Consider the following 15,758-nt stretch of genomic DNA (forward strand, 5'->3'; position numbering starts at 1 on the left):
CAGTTGAACATCTTGTACCCCTGTTAAGATTTTTCTCTTCATCATACAGTTCCCCTGTCCCTTTTGTCGTTTCAGAAAGAGGGTGCCTAAAGCACCCTCTTTCATGTTTCAACTATCAATCTACAAAAATCTTCCCTGGATTCATTATTCCATTCGGGTCCAATGCCTGCTTGATCGTTTTCATCACCTCATATGCCGCTCCATGCTCTCTCCGCTGATATTTGGATTTTCCAAGCCCAACCCCATGTTCACCCGTACATGTACCGCCTTTCGCTAAGGCATATTCGACTATTTCTTCATTTAACCGCTTCGCTTCTTTCACTTCCTCTAGATTACTTAGATCAATCATGAATAACACATGATAATTTCCATCACCCACATGGCCCACAATCGCTCCTTCTACTTTGGATTGTTCGACTTTTTTCCTTGTTTCTAATATGGCATTCGACAATTCATGGAGGGGCACACTTACGTCCGTGACCATCAGCTTCTTACCAGGAGCACTGTGAATAAAAGCATATGCAAGATTATGGCGAGCTTCCCATAATGCATTTCGCGCTTTTGAATCCGTTTCAAACTGGATATCCTCACAGCCAAAATCACTTACGATTTCTTTAGCAAAATTGACATCCTGTTCTAGTCCGGCAAAATTCCCGTGAAACTCCAAGAATAATGTTGGTTTAACTTCGTAAAATTTGTCCATAAATTGATTTACTTTTTTAATAGACTCGGCATCGACCAATTCAATACGCGCAATTGGAATCCCAGCTAGCATGATTCCATTGACGGCAGATACTGCTTGTTCAACGGTTGGAAATGAAGCTCTCCCTGCCATTGTTACTTCAGGAATGCCGTACACCTTTAGAGTCAGTTCAGTAAATACACCTAGCGTGCCTTCCGAACCGACAAATAAGCCATTTAAATGTATCCCAGATGATGATTTTGTAGCTAAGCTTCCGGTATGGATAATTTCACCGTTTGCTAGAACCACTTCCAAATCCCGAACCTGATCGCGCATTATCCCATATTTAACGGAAGTTGTGCCACTTGCATTCGTAGCTGCCATCCCTCCCAATGTCGCATCGGCTCCGGGGTCGACAGAAAAAAACAATCCGTATTTTTTCAATTCTTTATTCAACTGCGTCCGTGTCACACCTGGTTGGACCTTCACCAAAAAATCACTTTCCCTGATTTCCAACACCTGATTCATCAAGGATAAATCGAGCGAAATTCCCCCTTTAATTGGAACCACATGTCCTTCCAAACTCGAACCTAGACCAAAAGGAATGACTGGTATTTCATGTTCATTCGCATAACGCATGACTGCGCTCACTTCTACAGCACTTCTTGGATAAACGACCATATCCGGTAAGTGCGGAGTATGATACGATTCATCATGACTGTGCTGCTCTAATATAGTTTCATTCACCGTGACTTGTTCTTCCGTTAGTATCTTTTTTAAATCCTCTATATATGTATTCATTCTGCTTCCCCCTCTTTTTTAACTAAACATTCTGATAATATTATGTAAAAAAGTAGATTGCCTGAGAATAGGCAATCTATAATTCTTACTGTCCGAGCCCCTTCGTTCTATCAGTGCAGGCTTTCATCGCTTGTAAAATACTAGCTCTGAACTGATTCTCCTCTAAAGAAGCAACCGCAGATATTGTTGCCCCCCCCGGAGTGCATACATCGTCCTTTAAAGCGCCAGGATGCTTTTCTGTTTCAAGCACCATTTTAGCAGCACCCATTACAGATTGTGCGGCCATTCGATATGCTTGTTTTCGTGGAATACCGTCACGAACTGCTCCATCCGCAAGCGCCTCGATAAACATGTATACATAAGCCGGTGAGGATCCACTGATTGCTGGCACTGCGTCCATCAAATCTTCATGTATAAGCTCTGTTTTTCCAAAAGAATTCAACAGTGTAGTAACATCAGTAATATCAGCTGCTGTGATTTCACGATTAATGCTGATTGCCGTCATGCCTTCACCGACAAGGGAAGGAGTGTTTGGCATCGTTCGGACAACCTTCACTGGTTTTCCCAAACCTTCCTCAATTTGTGATGTAGTTATTCCAGCTGCCATTGTAATGATCACAGCTCCTTCTTTCACATGAATCTTAACTTCGTCGAGCACTTGCTTATGCATGGCGGGTTGAATCCCTAAAAAGAGCAAATCGGCAAAACCGGCTACCTCTTTATTATCTAAACAGCCTTCAATCTTATATTTCGAGGTGATCTTCGTCAAAGTCTCAACACTTGCTGTGCTGACCATTATATTTTCAGGTGAGATGACTTCCGAGCGCAACATGCCTTCAAGCATTGCCGCTCCCATTTTACCGCATCCAATAAACCCGATTTTTTTATTCATATCTTACACTTCCAATCATAAGTTCATCTATACTCTCTCTTATTATATAGGATATGGTAAATGGAAACACGTCGCAGATATTTAGATTAGGAAGGAATTGCATATTTCTAGTCGAATTACTAAGATGAAATAGACGAATAAACGACTTATGCAACTGAATTTTTTAGCGAAAAAAAAGGATTGACTTATAAGTCATTTCCACTATATAATTTTGACCTATTAGTCATTAGTTGAAAAAAGGAATACAGTTTAAGGAAATGGAGAAATGAAATGCAAATCGAGAAAAGAGCAGTCAATACCAAGCTTGTCTTAACAGGATTGATCATTGGTATGTTTTTCAGTTCATTGGAACAGACAATCGTCGGGACAGCAATGCCAACGATTATTGGGGAATTGAATGGTTTCACTATCTTTGCATGGGTGACGACTGCCTATTTAATTGCCTCTACGACCGTTGTACCGATTGTTGGGAAGCTTTCAGATTTATATGGCAGACGTTCCCTTTATTTGATTGGTACAGTTATTTTTACGATTGGCTCTTTTTTATGCGCCACTGCCACTTCGATGGAGCAGCTGATTATCTATCGGGGGCTGCAAGGAATCGGGGGCGGGATGATCATGCCCTTATCCCAAACGATTATCGGCGATATTTTCACTGCTGAACAAAGAGCCAAATGGCAGGGTGTATTCGGAGCCCTTTTTGGCTTAAGTTCTGTAATTGGTCCTTTTCTGGGTGGACTGATTGTCGACCATATCAGCTGGCATTGGATCTTCCTCATTAATGTACCGACGGGATTATTATCAGCGATTTTGATTTATGTCGGGTTGAAGAACGAAGCGATTCAAAAAACAGAGAAAGTGAATATCGATTTCCTTGGTATTTTCACCTTAATTCCTGGTATTGTCCTGCTTTTATTGGGCTTAACATTCGGGGGTGATAAATTCGAATGGATATCACTTGAATCTCTCTTGATTTTCGGCAGCACCCTTGTCTTTATTGTCCTATTTATCATTTTTGAAAGAAAAGCAGTTGAACCAATTCTTGATTTATCTCTCTTTAAAAATAGAGTTTTTGCCACCACGAATATCTTAGGATTTTTGCTAGGTCTGGGCATGTTCGGGGCTATTATGTTTGTCCCACTGTTCATGCAAGGAGTTTTATTAGTGTCACCAACAAAAGCCGGATCGACCATGACTCCGATGATGATCGGGTTGATTCTTTCTAGTGTCGTTGGCGGGCGGCTGTTGTTAAAATTTCGTTTTCGTACCGTGCTTACCTTTGGAATGGCCATTGCGACTCTCGGCTTTTTCCTAATGAGTACGATGGATGGTGAAACTACAATTCTGACCGCTTATTCCTTCATGGCTGTCTTAGGTGTGGGAATGGGTCTTGTTATGCCGACCCTGATGATTGCCGTTCAAAATGAATTTCCAAAATCACAGTTAGGATCGGTCACTGCAGCCTCGACCTTCTTTCGATCAATAGGCGGAACGATGGGTATTACGATTTTGAATGCAGTCATGAATCACAATCTACAGCAAAATATGGATGACGCGGTTGTTAGTGAAAAAAACACCCTAATACAAGAAGCATTGAAGGCACTTGCCGATAAAACAGATAATTTGTTCAATATCATGCTCTATCCTGAGAATCTGAAAATGCCGGCTGAGGTCAGCAATATCATTATAAAAACCATTGAAAATGCCTGGATTGATGCATTTTCAAGTGTATTTGTCACTGGTATCTTTTTTGTCTCTGTAGGAATATTAGTTGCTCTTTCAGTTGGTTCTGGAAAAATCAAAAGAGATCAAGAAACGGAAAAAGATTTAGGTTAATAAATGATTAACATGGAGACCGGCGCCTTTCCAGCCGGTCTTTTTACTTTCCTTCATCCCTAGGTTTCTTTTTCTACAATAAGGGAATTTTATCTATAAGAGACTATATGGAGTGATACTATGCTAAAGGATACAAATTTCCATTCAATATTACCACCGGAGTTTTATCAGCAGCCAACGCTCGTGCTGGCAAAATCCCTTCTCGGCTGCCTGCTGGTAAAAGAAACATCAGAAGGAATCGCTTCTGGATTTATTGTTGAAACCGAAGCCTATATGGGACCGGAAGATAGGGCTGCACATAGTTTTGGAAATAGAAGGACGAAGCGGACTGAAGTGATGTTCGGAAAGTCCGGAATGATCTATACATACGTCATGCACACCCATACGCTTGTCAATGTCGTAAGCGGTGGGCTGGATAAGCCGGAAGCCATCTTAATCCGGGCTGTGGAACCCTATTCAGGGCTTGAGTTAATGCATGAAAGACGTGGGCTTGCTGATTTTCGAAAGTTGACGAACGGACCTGGAAAGTTATCCAAAGCACTAGGCATTACTATGGCCGATTATGGGCAACCTTTCACAAAGCCGCCGCTTTATCTTGCTACTGGAAAAAAGCCTGAGCACATATCCAGCGGACCCCGCATCGGCATTGGCAACTCCGGAGAAGCGAAGGACTATCCATGGCGTTTTTGGGTAACCGACAATCCTTTTATATCTCGCTAATAATTTATTATTTTCCTATACTTAAAAGGAGTGACCGCAAAACACGGTCACTCTTTCCTTTTGGGTTTCAGAATAAAAGTTAGAATGGGCAACCGAAAAATTACAAAAGGCACTGCTCAACCACGATTATATAGCTGCGACTCGTGCAGTAGTCCCTTTCAAGCCAAGGCTTTTCTAAGTGTAAAGTTCTAAATCAAAATATTTTTTCATTATTAAGTAATCTTCAGGTGCATCAACATCCATTCCCCACATCTGGTTATCAAAGGAAATGATCTTTGTTAATTGTGTATATTTTTTTATAATTTCTTTGCCTCCTTGATCTCCATCTATTGAATCGAATTCATTAAATAATTCAGCATCAAACAGAATTGGATGACCTAAATCTTCTTTATATTTTGACCGGACAATACGAATCCCTTCATGCTTATGAGCCTTATAGTGGTCAATTAGTAATTGTACAATTGATTTGGAAACTAAGGGCTGATCCGCTAAGAAAACCATGACAGCATCCACATCTTTTTTTACCGCCTGAATACCGAGTTTCAGAGAAGAAGCCATACCATTTGCATAATTTTGATTATAAATTATTTCTATATCTTCTAAATCATGAGTATAATGTCGAATTTCTTCTATATAATGACCTGCGATTAAAACGATTGGCTGTAATGAAGCATCAACCGCTGCTTTAAGAGCATATTTAAAAAGAGGTTGACCATTTAAAGGTAATAATAGTTTAGGTTTTCCCATACGTGTTGACATTCCAGCTGCAAGAATTACAGCTCCTACCTTATTAAGCATGGATTTTCGTCTTTCCATGGAGTGGAACCGGATTTCTACCATTTTTGACTGTCATTAGTTCAGCAACAATACTTATGGCTACTTCCTCCATCGTTTCAGCTCCTAGATCCAAACCAATTGGTGAATGTATCGGCCCATCGGAAAAAGTTTGTCCAATATTTATAAGCATTTCTTTTGTTCTAGCCATAGGACCAAGAACACCGATGTACCGTGGATTACTTTTCAAAGCAAGTTGTAATGCCTTTTCATCAATCTCTTGGTAATGATTCATGATGATCCACCATGAATCCGTGACATTATTTGAATTAATCTCTTCAGGATTTTCGATTAAATGTATAACAGAGGGGAAAAGTCGAGGGTTGTTAAATTCCACACGTGAATCTAATACAGTAACTGAAAAACCAGCTTTAGCAGCCAAATCAGCCACAGGTACTGCATCCCTTCCGGCTCCCGCAACAATTAATTTTCCCCCAGGTTTAACTGCATCAATTAGAAATCTGCTTCCGTCACAGCTCATTATTTCTGCACGAGTTTGCGTGTCCATACTATTTCTTGCTTTTTCAACAACCTCGCAGGGGAGATTATCCAAATCCCCAATTATATTACCTTCTTTTTCAATCAATAACCTCCTCCCAGTAGGTATTTCCAGTACACAAGAGAAAGCTTGACCCTTCTGGATAATTTCTTCTGTTTTTTTCCAAAATACATCATTTTGATCTATAGGTAGAATGAGCATTTCAAGAATCCCTTTGCATCCTATTCCTAAACCCCACACTTCATTTTCACTTAAATCGTATTTATGTGTTAAAGGCCTTTTCATTTCCATTGCCTTTTCTGCCCACCCAAAAAGATCGCTTTCCAAACATCCTCCGCTTATCGTACCGAACATTTGCCCATCAGAAGCCATCATCATTTTGGTACCTGGCAGTCTGTAGGCAGAACCTTTCACACTAATTTGCATGGCAATCACCGCTTGTTCGTTACGTTCCCATGCTAATTTAATATTTTTAAATACATCTTTAAACTCTTGTAACCGTGACATATCCGTTTCTCCTCCTGCCTGCTAAGAGTTAATTATTGACCTTTATGAAGAAAGTGAAAGATAAAAAGGGAAAATCCCTTTTCTATCCATTTTTTCACAAAAAAATTTCTCTCTATACTATCTATTTAGTATTCTTTCTTACTAAAACTATGCTAAGAAACAGTGAAAGAGCAACAAAACATAAAATAGCGATAAACCGCCTTTATATGAGCCGCTCACCTAGATAAAAATGCCAAAAGAATCAGTCCTATTGCTGCGATTAGATACGAAACACAGCCTAATATTCCTTACTGTACAACTCGTTGTGAAAAGAGTTAAAAGCATAAATAAAATTATCGTCGCACCAGCTCCACCAACAGTAACTGCACGCTTTATAAATTTATTAGAATAAAAGCCCACCACCATTTGAACAAAGGCTGCTAAAGCAAAGCTGACCAAAAAGATCCTGGTCACAAATGATTCACTTTCAAATCAAAATAACTGAAAATTCTTGATTTTACCCTTGTTTTTGATTTATATTTGAATCACTAGAACAATAGATAAGGAGAAAATAATGAGTGATAACAATGTGAAAAGAGTATTGGACACCATCATCAGCACATCCAATAACAATATTACCGTGACCGATGAAAAGGGTTTTATTTTATTTACGAATCCTAACCACTGGTGGATTTATGGAATTGAGCCCGACCATTATCTTGGAAAATCGGTTTACCAGCTGGAAACTGAAGGAATACTTTCTCCATCGATCACCGCTATGGTTTTGAAAGAACGAACACCTATTCAAATCATGCAACATACGAAGACGGGAAAAATCGTCATGTCGACTGCATATCCAATCTTTAATGATGATGGTGAATTGGTTCGCGTCGTTAGTTATGCCCAGGACCAAACAGAAATCAGAAACCTACAGGATCAATACGGACAATTGAAGAAAAAGGTTCAAGACTACCAAACAGAGGTCGAGGAACTTCGGGAACAGGAAGAACTTATCTATCGAAGCAAGGAAATGCGGCAAATCGCCAAAACGATACTCCGTGTTTCAAAAACGGATGCTACTGTCATGCTTCTCGGGGAATCCGGGGTTGGAAAGAGCGTCTTTGCCCGAAGGCTCCATAATCAGAGCTATCGCAGTAAAGAACCATTCATCGAAGTCAACTGCAGTACCATTCCAGAAAGTCTTTTTGAATCTGAAATGTTTGGATACGAAGCAGGATCCTTCACAGGGGCGCAAAAGCATGGGAAACAAGGATTGATTGAACTGGCACATAACGGAACCTTATTTCTAGATGAAATCGGAGAACTTCCCCTGGATATGCAGGTGAAATTATTAAATGTTCTGCAGGAGAAAACCTTTAAAAGAGTGGGTGGAAAAAAAGAGCATAAGATAGACTTTCGGCTCGTAACAGCAACAAATCAAAACCTCGAAGAAATGGTAGAAAAAGGATCATTTAGGCTCGATTTGTATTACCGCTTAAACGTGATTCCTGTCCATATCCCACCTTTACGAGAAAGAAAAGAGGATATTGCCATCTTAATCAATCATAATCTCGAGATCATTAACAAGAAATACAAGACCGACAAAAAATTGCACCCCTCCACATACGAAATCCTCATCCAGCATAAATGGTCCGGGAACGTACGTGAATTAGAAAACTTAATTGAACGGCTCATTTTGACTTCCGAAGACTCCATTATTTTCCCAGGCTTCCTCCCCTCCTATTTTCATAGTCAAGAATCTTTGGAGAAAAAGGATGATACCCTAATGATCGATCAAATGATGGTTGAGGACAGCGATCTCAAGACAGCTCTTGAACAAGTGGAAAAATGGATGATGATGAAAGCACATAAACAATGTAAGTCCACATATGAAATGGCTAAATTTTTAGGCATTAGCCAGCCTTCTGTCGTTCGAAAAATGAAGAAATATCAAAGTCAACTCTCTCCTGAGTAATGTAGCTTTAAATAAAATTTAATCAAATTAATGCTATTGAGATTTGTTCATTTTAAATCTAAGTATGAAATCTTCATTGAAAAGTTTAAAGAAATTGATTATTTTTAAAACCCTTTCACTAAATCAATACCTAAAAACCTTAGTCATTTTTGTGTTCCTTAATCAACTAACGCACCTGTAGTTGAACAAGTACTTTCTCTCTAGAATTCGAACACACCTCGATCCTCATATCAAAAGAAAAATACTTTCGTGCTGAAACAGAAGTTCAATTCTACATGACCAATTACAACAGCAAGCAGACGCTATGATATCATTGMCGGTAAGGAAGAATTAACTTAATTAGCTAACTTCAAATTACAAAAGCACAAGCAGCCTTTGATGTGTAATATCGGGAAGTGTTACCAACTTAAACAACTCCATAAAACCTTTACAACCTCTCCTATTTGGAGGGGTTTTATTATGAAATCAACTTGTACACTTTTCCTAATCCCTTTTTTTCTTTTAATGTTTTATCTTCTAGTTTTTGGAGACCTTATAAATAACCACAATTAGGAGGGGTAAAGTGAAAACAGAAGATGAAAAAACCTCAGAAGGCTTAAATGAGATCTTTGAAATTATTAATGCTAAAGGTGACATAGAAGAATTAAAAGAAATCGTCCAAAAATCTGATGAACAATTAGATAAAGACAAATAAACTGAGAGGATTTAATATCCTCTTTTTTAGCTGATTTACATTCTTCTTAATGAATAGTTTGAGTCAATTACGACACCAAAGATCAACTATCCTGCCCCTTTATCTGCATAAGGAAAGGCGATCCTTCTTAATGAAGAATCGCACCTATTAGTGGAGCAAGGATAGTAATCTTTTGTCTATCAAAAAACTCTCTTTTCTAAACTTTAAATACTGAATATCGGTATCCATATTCTTGAAAATTCTAACAGAGATATTACGTTTCAGTAAATAACTCTCCTTTGTTCTCGTTATTCTATCTTGCAGCTGTCGCTGGGCTACCACAGTTTGTTCAAATGCTTTGGACTTCAATGATAGGCAGCAAGAAAGTAATAGGTGGAATAACACCCGGAAGCACTGAGGATCTAATCTTTCTCAAAGAGCTTATTGAGGCGGGAAAGATAAAATCTGTCATAGATAGGCACTATCCGTTGGAACAAATTGTCGAGGCCCATAGCTATGTAGAAAAAGGACACAAAAAGGGTAATGTAGTAATAACTTTGGAACATAATAACAAAACCTAATAAAGCGGATGCACCGAACCGCTCATGGTAAAAAACAAGAAATCACGGTAGATGCATGATGGTTTTTTCTTAGCAGGTCTTTTTACATAAAAATAAGAGGCCTTCATATAGAAAGCCTCCTTCTTATTATAATTATTATTTGTTTGAAACACCTGCCGACTCAAATGTTGCCATTTCCTTTATGACCAATGTCGCCGACTTAAGAATAGGAAAAGCAACTGCGGCTCCTGTTCCTTCTCCTATTCTCATTCCCAGTTGAAGAATTGGCTCTTTACCAAGCAATTCAATGGCCGTTTTATGTCCCGGCTCTGCGGATTGATGTCCGACAAACATATAATCAGATGCACGACCCGAAATCAGGTTTGCAATTACAGCAGCCGTCGTTGTAATAAAACCATCAACAAGAATGGGAATTCGGTTATTGGCTGCTGCAAGCATGGCTCCTGCCATCCCGGCAATTTCGAATCCGCCAATTTTCATCAGAATATCGATTGGATCATCAGGAATAGGTTTTCTTAATAAGATTGCTTCTTCAATAATTCTTTGTTTATGTAAAATACCTTCACTTTTTAGTCCTGTTCCCTGGCCTACAAGCGATTCTACGCTCTTCCCGCTAATAACGGAGATGATTGCAGAACTAGCTGTCGTATTTCCGATTCCCATTTCACCGAGGATTAGACATTTCGCTCCCTGTTCAATCATTTTCTGTGCGCGCTCATACCCGATTTCAAGCGCTTGGTTTACCTCTTCCCGTGTCATCGCATCTTCTTTATAGAAGTTTCTTGTTCCACGGCGGACCTTCCTTGAAGTTAATTCCGGTGCTTCAATATCAGCGTCAATCCCGATATCAACTATGTCAAAAAAAGCATGAATCGCACGGCTGAATACATTGATGGCGGCTCCGTTATTCAGGAAATTGAGAGCCATTTGTTCTGTCACTTCTTTTGGATAAGCGGAAACCCCCTCATCCGTAATCCCATGATCGGCTGCAAACACAATCACGCCCGGTCTCGATACTTCAGGAAAGGCTTCACCTGTCATCCTTGCTAATTCAATTATTAATTCTTCTAGCCGTCCCAAACTTCCCTGCGGAACTGTCAGAGAATCCACATACCTTTTTACCTGCTGTCCCATTTCTTCATCCAGCATTGGGATGGAGAGAGTGGCTAATTCATTCTTCATTATGAAAAAACCTCCAAAATTCAAAATAAAAAACCTTAACCATTGGAAAAGGTTCTTAATCTATCATCTGCTATAAATACAACTTAGTCCATATTATTACGCTATAAAATTTCTCCTCAAGTAATATGGATAATTAACACACGCGTATTCCAAGTTTATAATTTTTACTGTGGCATCCCTAGTTCATTTAATGGATAGAAACGAAATTCCACTTTACCCACAAGTGATTCCTCGGATATAAAACCAAATCTTCTGCCATCCCAGCTATCCCTACGATTATCTCCCATAACAAATAAATAACCATTGGGTACTTTGGATTTCCCTAATAGATTTTGCAGGGTAAAATTCTCCGTCAGATTTTCTTCAGGTGGAATTTCCTCTTTTTTTGTTTTCAAATATGGTTCTGTATACTTTTTCCCATTGATATATAGTAAGTCTTTTTTCATTTCCACACTGTCACCTGGAAGGYCGATCACCCTTTTGATATACTTCTTATCTGCATCAGGAGCATGAAATACGACCATATCAAAATGTTCGATCTTACCGATTTTTGTAACTACAATCCTGTCATTGTTTTCATAAGTTGGCTCCATTGATTTACCTTTAACAATCACTGGGGTAAATAAAAACTGGTTGCAAATAAACACGATTATTAAAGCAAATAGGATAGATTTCACCCATGAAAATACTTCACTTTTTATATCTTTCTGCATAGATACTCCCCTCTCCTCTATTTTGAACGGCTAACATTTTTAAAATAAAAATCTCTTTATATTAATATTTTACTTAAATGGATTTATTATGTATATAGTAGAAGTCGTTAAGTCAAAAGTTCATTCTTTTAAAATACGTATTTTTGAATATGGTAAACTTACTTATGAAGAATTTCACGTAGGAAATGGATGGATGAATGATGCTGAAGACAATTAATAAACAAATGGATAAAGCTATGCCGCTTATTACACCAATAAGCGTTGTTATTGGCGTCTTATTAGCCGAACATTTAACTGACTACACATTTCTAGTTCCATGGATATTTGCTTTCATCACATTTGCAGGAAGTTTAGGCTCAAACTTTAAATCACTACAACGGGTAGTCACACACCCTTTACCTGTTTTCATCGTTTTGATCATCCTGCACGTACTTATGCCAATATGGGCCTGGGCCCTTGGCCATTTAGTTTTTCGTGGGGATGCCTTCACGATTACGGGTTTAGTCTTATCAGTTGTCATTCCAACTGGTGTCACCAGTATGATTTGGGTATCCATTTATAAAGGAAATGCCGTACTTGCTCTAACCATTATCCTAATAGACACCCTGCTCTCTCCATTCATCGTTCCTTACAGTGTTGCCCTTTTCGGAGGCGGCTCAATCGAAATGGATATGTGGTCAATGGTGAAAGGGTTAATCGGAATGGTCGTTCTTCCGTCCATGCTGGCAATGTTCTTGAATCAGACTACGAAAGGCAAGATAAAAACAAGTCTATCCCCCCGCTTAGCTCCTTTTTCCAAACTAAGCGTAGGAATTGTTGTAATATTGAACAGTTCAAAAATTGCACCCTATTTAACTCATTTCGACAAAAAATTAATAATCATGACCTTCTTGGTTTTATTTATAGCCGCTTCAGGCTATGCTCTTTCTTGGATAATTGGTAAATTATTAAAATGGGAAAAGGAAGACGTCATTACCTTAACTTTTACCGGCGGGATGCGGAACATCAGTGCTGGAGCTGTTCTTGCGACCACCTATTTCCCGGCTGCCGTTGCGGTTCCTGTAGTACTTGGAATGCTGTTTCAACAGATGCTCGCTTCCTTTTTCGGATATTCATTAGATAAGTATTACCATCGACGTTTTTCAAAGATTAAATCGGATGGTTTTTTTAAAACTTGAGATAATTCATGTTTACTTCGTTAGGAATAAGGTGTAATTTCAGGCACCTTAGAATTGAGGGCCCAATTGCCGATATCCCGAATTTTATATTCAATCGGATCATGCAATGTATGGGTTCTTATATTCCTCCAAAATCGATCATACTGATACCTAGCCGAGGTAGCTCTTGCACCCATTACATCAAACATACGATTCGTTACCTCTAATGCCGTTTTCGCTACGGAAACCTTCGCTGTTGCAATCGTGATCCCGCACTCTCCCCGTTCCTGCTCAGTTAGTGACCACTCTTTTCCCCATACATACTGCAGGGCATCTGCAGCATTTTGAGCTAGTGCAGCTGAAGCTTTTAATTGAACGAATAATTCTCCATAATGGCGAATGGTATAGGGATCGCTGGTTGCATCTTCTACATTTGATGTCAACCAAGGACGGGTCACATTTTTTGTATAGTTCTTTGCTTCCTCAAAGGCTCCTTCCGCTACTCCTAGTATCACATGAACCAAAATTGTTTGGGCAATATGTGTCCTTAATGTAGGAAACAAACCTTGGAGATCTTGTTCATAATAATCAAGCACCTCTTCATTTTTCAGTAACACTTCATTAAAAATAACAGTCCCGCTGTCTGTTTGCCGCTGTCCAAAACTATCCCAATCATCCTGTATAATAATTCCTTTTCGATTAGTTGGAATTACAGCAATAACAGGTCGATCAAAACCTGTGCTCTTAGCAGAAATCAATAAGCGGGCAGAATCCATTGCCCCTGAACAAAAGCTTTTTTTCCCACTCAATATCCATTGTGAGTTTTCTTTCTTCAATAGCAAATTTTCATCCCGCGGATTAAAGGCATTTCCCCAGAACAAATTTTTTTCGGCCGTTTCCTTATATAACTTCTCTTTCTGAAATGGAGATCCGAATAAGTGGACAGATGTCAAACATAAGAAATGATATCCGAATAAATGAGCGATCGATCCATCCACTTTTGCCAGTTCACGTGTTAATTGTAAAACTGTTTTCCAATCTTCCCCTTTCCCTCCTAGGGATTTTGGAATTATAAGCGAAAGCAAACCACTTTCACGAAGTAAGTCACGCTCAAATTTTGCCGTTCCTCCTCGTTTATCTCGCTCAATTGCTGTTTTAGCAAATTCCTTCGCTAATGAGGAAGCTATCTCAAGATAATCAGCCTTATTTTCTTTCGCTATTTTCATTAATTGAGTCCTCCTTAATTCGTCTTTATTTCTCAAAAATAATAAAGAGACTCCCCTCTCAAGATATATTCCACCTTGAATTGGGAGCCTCTAGTGACCTAGTCGGCTATTAAATTATCAGAATCTTCGTTTTAATATTAAATCTTATTAAACACATTAGTCAAGTAATGGTTAAGAATGGTTTTTTATAAAGGGTACAAATCCGCCTCTCATTACTCACTTGACAGGTAGGCTTAATGTATATTAAACTTTCTCACAAAGGTGTACGTACTTAAAAAAACAAAAAATGCTGACTGGTTTACCAGAGGCTCTTGTCGAACTCTTCTTTTTTGAAGGCTGACAAGAGCCTTTCTTTATGAAAAATTGCTTTTTAGATAAGAGTATTCCCGAAAAACAGGAGGTAATATTAATGAGTTTACAATTTGCATATTGGGCACCAAATGTAAGTGGAGGTCTGGTTATTTCGGATATTCCCCAAAGAACAGGTTGGACGTATGACGCGAATAAACGATATGCACAAATGGCCGAAAATCTTGGATTTGATTATGTTTTACTACAAACTAGATTTTTTGCAAGCTATGGGGCTGAGAATCAATTAGAAGCTGCTACGCTTGCTTCTGCATTGGCAAGTGTGACTAATAAAATTAATATCATTACAGCCGTTCTTCCTGGACTGTGGCACCCAGGTGTCGTAGCCAAAATTATTTCAACATTCGATCATATCAGCAATGGACGTGCTTCCATAAATATCGTTAGTGGATTGTTTAAAGGCGAGTTTACTGGTTATGGAGAACCATGGTTAGATCATGATGAACGTTATCGGCGTTCTGAAGAGTTTATACAAGTTCTACGGAATTTATGGACAAAGGAAGCGACTACTTTTAAGGGTGATTTTTACCGAACAAATGAAGCACCCCTAAAACCCAAACCGATTAACCCTCCCAAAATATTTCAAGGTGGCAACTCTATTGCCGCAAGAGAAATGGCAGGACGAGTGTCTGATGTTTATTTTATAAATGGAAACACACTAGAGAAATTAAAAGAACAAATAGACCATGTACGATCACTAGCTCGCTCGAATGGAAGAGAGATTCAGATTGGTGTTAATGGTTTTGTGATTGTCCGTGATACAGAAGAAAAAGCAAAACAAGTTTTAACAGATATTGTTTTACATGCAGATCAAAAGGCTGTCGAAGGATTTAAAAGCCAAGTGAAATTTGCAGGTCAAGCTTCTTCACAAGGTGAAGGAATGTGGCAAAACTCAACATTCGAGGATCTCGTTCAATACAACGACGGATTTAAAACCGGGTTAATTGGGACTGCCGAGCAAGTTGCGGACCGCATCATTGAATTGAAAAAAATCGGAGTGGATATCATCTTAACAGGATTCCTGCACTACGAAGAAGATTTACAAGTCTTCGGGGAGAAGATAATTCCTCTCGTAAGGCAAAAGGAAGCAAAGGTAAAAGAAGAAATTGCTACTACATAGCTAATAGCAAAG

14 protein-coding genes are annotated in these 15,758 nt (G+C 38.9%); 7 read left to right on the top strand and 7 right to left on the bottom strand.

All coding sequences use genetic code 11. The annotated features are described in order from the left end of the window. Positions 1–115: 115 nt before the first annotated feature. Together AC1DUW_RS11775 and proC are read right to left on the bottom strand one after the other, a co-directional pair. Complete coding sequence (locus AC1DUW_RS11775; RefSeq protein ID WP_053344710.1) at positions 116–1,483, bottom strand: FAD-binding oxidoreductase; 1,368 nt, start codon at positions 1,481–1,483, stop codon at positions 116–118. An 85-nt stretch (positions 1,484–1,568) separates the two neighbouring features. Then, on the bottom strand, positions 1,569–2,375 hold the full coding sequence (gene proC, locus AC1DUW_RS11780) for a pyrroline-5-carboxylate reductase (RefSeq protein WP_053344709.1): 807 nt from the start codon (positions 2,373–2,375) through the stop codon (positions 1,569–1,571). Between the two features lie 270 nt (positions 2,376–2,645). On the opposite strand from proC, the gene AC1DUW_RS11785 reads away from it, so the two are divergent. Both AC1DUW_RS11785 and AC1DUW_RS11790 read left to right on the top strand, forming a co-directional pair. Further along, positions 2,646–4,211: an MDR family MFS transporter gene (locus AC1DUW_RS11785; protein ID WP_477642592.1), complete on the top strand. Its 1,566-nt coding sequence runs from the start codon at positions 2,646–2,648 to the stop codon at positions 4,209–4,211. 120 nt (positions 4,212–4,331) lie between these two features. Then, complete coding sequence (locus AC1DUW_RS11790) at positions 4,332–4,931, top strand: DNA-3-methyladenine glycosylase (protein WP_053344707.1); 600 nt, start codon at positions 4,332–4,334, stop codon at positions 4,929–4,931. A 174-nt stretch (positions 4,932–5,105) separates the two neighbouring features. Here AC1DUW_RS11790 and AC1DUW_RS11795 read toward each other — a convergent pair whose 3' ends face one another. Both AC1DUW_RS11795 and AC1DUW_RS11800 read right to left on the bottom strand, forming a co-directional pair. Next, the gene (locus AC1DUW_RS11795) at positions 5,106–5,729 is read right to left on the bottom strand and encodes a nucleotidyltransferase family protein (RefSeq protein WP_477642593.1); all 624 of its coding nucleotides are present in this window, start codon (positions 5,727–5,729) and stop codon (positions 5,106–5,108) included. Further along, positions 5,722–6,771, bottom strand: coding sequence for an XdhC family protein (locus AC1DUW_RS11800; protein WP_477642594.1), 1,050 nt, complete (start codon positions 6,769–6,771; stop codon positions 5,722–5,724). The genes AC1DUW_RS11795 and AC1DUW_RS11800 overlap by 8 nt, the downstream gene beginning before the upstream one ends. Before the next feature lie 553 nt (positions 6,772–7,324). Between AC1DUW_RS11800 and AC1DUW_RS11805 the strand changes: the two genes are divergently transcribed. The 3 genes from AC1DUW_RS11805 to AC1DUW_RS11815 all read left to right on the top strand — a co-directional run bounded on the left by AC1DUW_RS11805 (position 7,325) and on the right by AC1DUW_RS11815 (position 9,979). Then, a complete protein-coding gene (locus AC1DUW_RS11805; protein WP_053344703.1) occupies positions 7,325–8,725 on the top strand; it encodes a sigma-54 interaction domain-containing protein in 1,401 nt (466 codons plus the stop codon). A 562-nt stretch (positions 8,726–9,287) separates the two neighbouring features. Beyond that, positions 9,288–9,419, top strand: coding sequence for a hypothetical protein (locus AC1DUW_RS11810; protein ID WP_269083720.1), 132 nt, complete (start codon positions 9,288–9,290; stop codon positions 9,417–9,419). Positions 9,420–9,751: 332 nt separating this feature from the next. Continuing rightward, entirely contained in the window at positions 9,752–9,979 is a 228-nt protein-coding gene (locus tag AC1DUW_RS11815) for a zinc-binding dehydrogenase (RefSeq protein WP_201783552.1), read from the top strand. Positions 9,980–10,114: 135 nt separating this feature from the next. Here the strand turns inward: AC1DUW_RS11815 and cobT are convergent, their stop codons facing one another. Both cobT and lepB read right to left on the bottom strand, forming a co-directional pair. Beyond that, positions 10,115–11,161, bottom strand: a complete 1,047-nt coding sequence (cobT, locus tag AC1DUW_RS11820) for a nicotinate-nucleotide--dimethylbenzimidazole phosphoribosyltransferase (protein WP_477642595.1) — start codon at positions 11,159–11,161, stop codon at positions 10,115–10,117. 164 nt (positions 11,162–11,325) lie between these two features. After that, positions 11,326–11,874, bottom strand: a complete 549-nt coding sequence (gene lepB, locus AC1DUW_RS11825; protein ID WP_477642596.1) for a signal peptidase I — start codon at positions 11,872–11,874, stop codon at positions 11,326–11,328. A 197-nt stretch (positions 11,875–12,071) separates the two neighbouring features. Between lepB and AC1DUW_RS11830 the strand changes: the two genes are divergently transcribed. Further along, positions 12,072–13,052, top strand: coding sequence for a bile acid:sodium symporter family protein (locus tag AC1DUW_RS11830; protein ID WP_477642597.1), 981 nt, complete (start codon positions 12,072–12,074; stop codon positions 13,050–13,052). A gap of 20 nt (positions 13,053–13,072) precedes the next feature. Here AC1DUW_RS11830 and AC1DUW_RS11835 read toward each other — a convergent pair whose 3' ends face one another. After that, positions 13,073–14,257 carry an acyl-CoA dehydrogenase family protein gene (locus tag AC1DUW_RS11835; protein ID WP_477642598.1) on the bottom strand — a complete coding sequence of 395 codons (1,185 nt, stop codon included), beginning with the start codon at positions 14,255–14,257 and terminating at the stop codon, positions 13,073–13,075. A gap of 409 nt (positions 14,258–14,666) precedes the next feature. On the opposite strand from AC1DUW_RS11835, the gene sfnG reads away from it, so the two are divergent. Further along, positions 14,667–15,746 carry a dimethylsulfone monooxygenase SfnG gene (gene sfnG / locus AC1DUW_RS11840; protein WP_477642599.1) on the top strand — a complete coding sequence of 360 codons (1,080 nt, stop codon included), beginning with the start codon at positions 14,667–14,669 and terminating at the stop codon, positions 15,744–15,746. Positions 15,747–15,758: the final 12 nt, after the last annotated feature.

It is taken from the genome of Peribacillus sp. P4_C12, from assembly GCF_056402095.1.

What these genes read in the sequence shown, in the direction of transcription:
- AC1DUW_RS11785 (WP_477642592.1), top strand. Translation starts at nt 2,646, where the DNA reads ATGCAAATCGAGAAAAGAGCAGTCAATACCAAGCTTGTCTTAACAGGA.
- AC1DUW_RS11775 (WP_053344710.1), bottom strand. Translation starts at nt 1,483, where the DNA reads ATGAATACATATATAGAGGATTTAAAAAAGATACTAACGGAAGAACAA.
- AC1DUW_RS11815 (WP_201783552.1), top strand. Translation starts at nt 9,752, where the DNA reads ATGCTTTGGACTTCAATGATAGGCAGCAAGAAAGTAATAGGTGGAATA.
- AC1DUW_RS11835 (WP_477642598.1), bottom strand. Translation starts at nt 14,257, where the DNA reads ATGAAAATAGCGAAAGAAAATAAGGCTGATTATCTTGAGATAGCTTCC.
- sfnG (WP_477642599.1), top strand. Translation starts at nt 14,667, where the DNA reads ATGAGTTTACAATTTGCATATTGGGCACCAAATGTAAGTGGAGGTCTG.
- AC1DUW_RS11830 (WP_477642597.1), top strand. Translation starts at nt 12,072, where the DNA reads ATGATGCTGAAGACAATTAATAAACAAATGGATAAAGCTATGCCGCTT.
- AC1DUW_RS11790 (WP_053344707.1), top strand. Translation starts at nt 4,332, where the DNA reads ATGCTAAAGGATACAAATTTCCATTCAATATTACCACCGGAGTTTTAT.
- proC (WP_053344709.1), bottom strand. Translation starts at nt 2,375, where the DNA reads ATGAATAAAAAAATCGGGTTTATTGGATGCGGTAAAATGGGAGCGGCA.
- AC1DUW_RS11800 (WP_477642594.1), bottom strand. Translation starts at nt 6,771, where the DNA reads ATGTCACGGTTACAAGAGTTTAAAGATGTATTTAAAAATATTAAATTA.
- cobT (WP_477642595.1), bottom strand. Translation starts at nt 11,161, where the DNA reads ATGAAGAATGAATTAGCCACTCTCTCCATCCCAATGCTGGATGAAGAA.
- AC1DUW_RS11805 (WP_053344703.1), top strand. Translation starts at nt 7,325, where the DNA reads ATGAGTGATAACAATGTGAAAAGAGTATTGGACACCATCATCAGCACA.
- AC1DUW_RS11795 (WP_477642593.1), bottom strand. Translation starts at nt 5,729, where the DNA reads ATGCTTAATAAGGTAGGAGCTGTAATTCTTGCAGCTGGAATGTCAACA.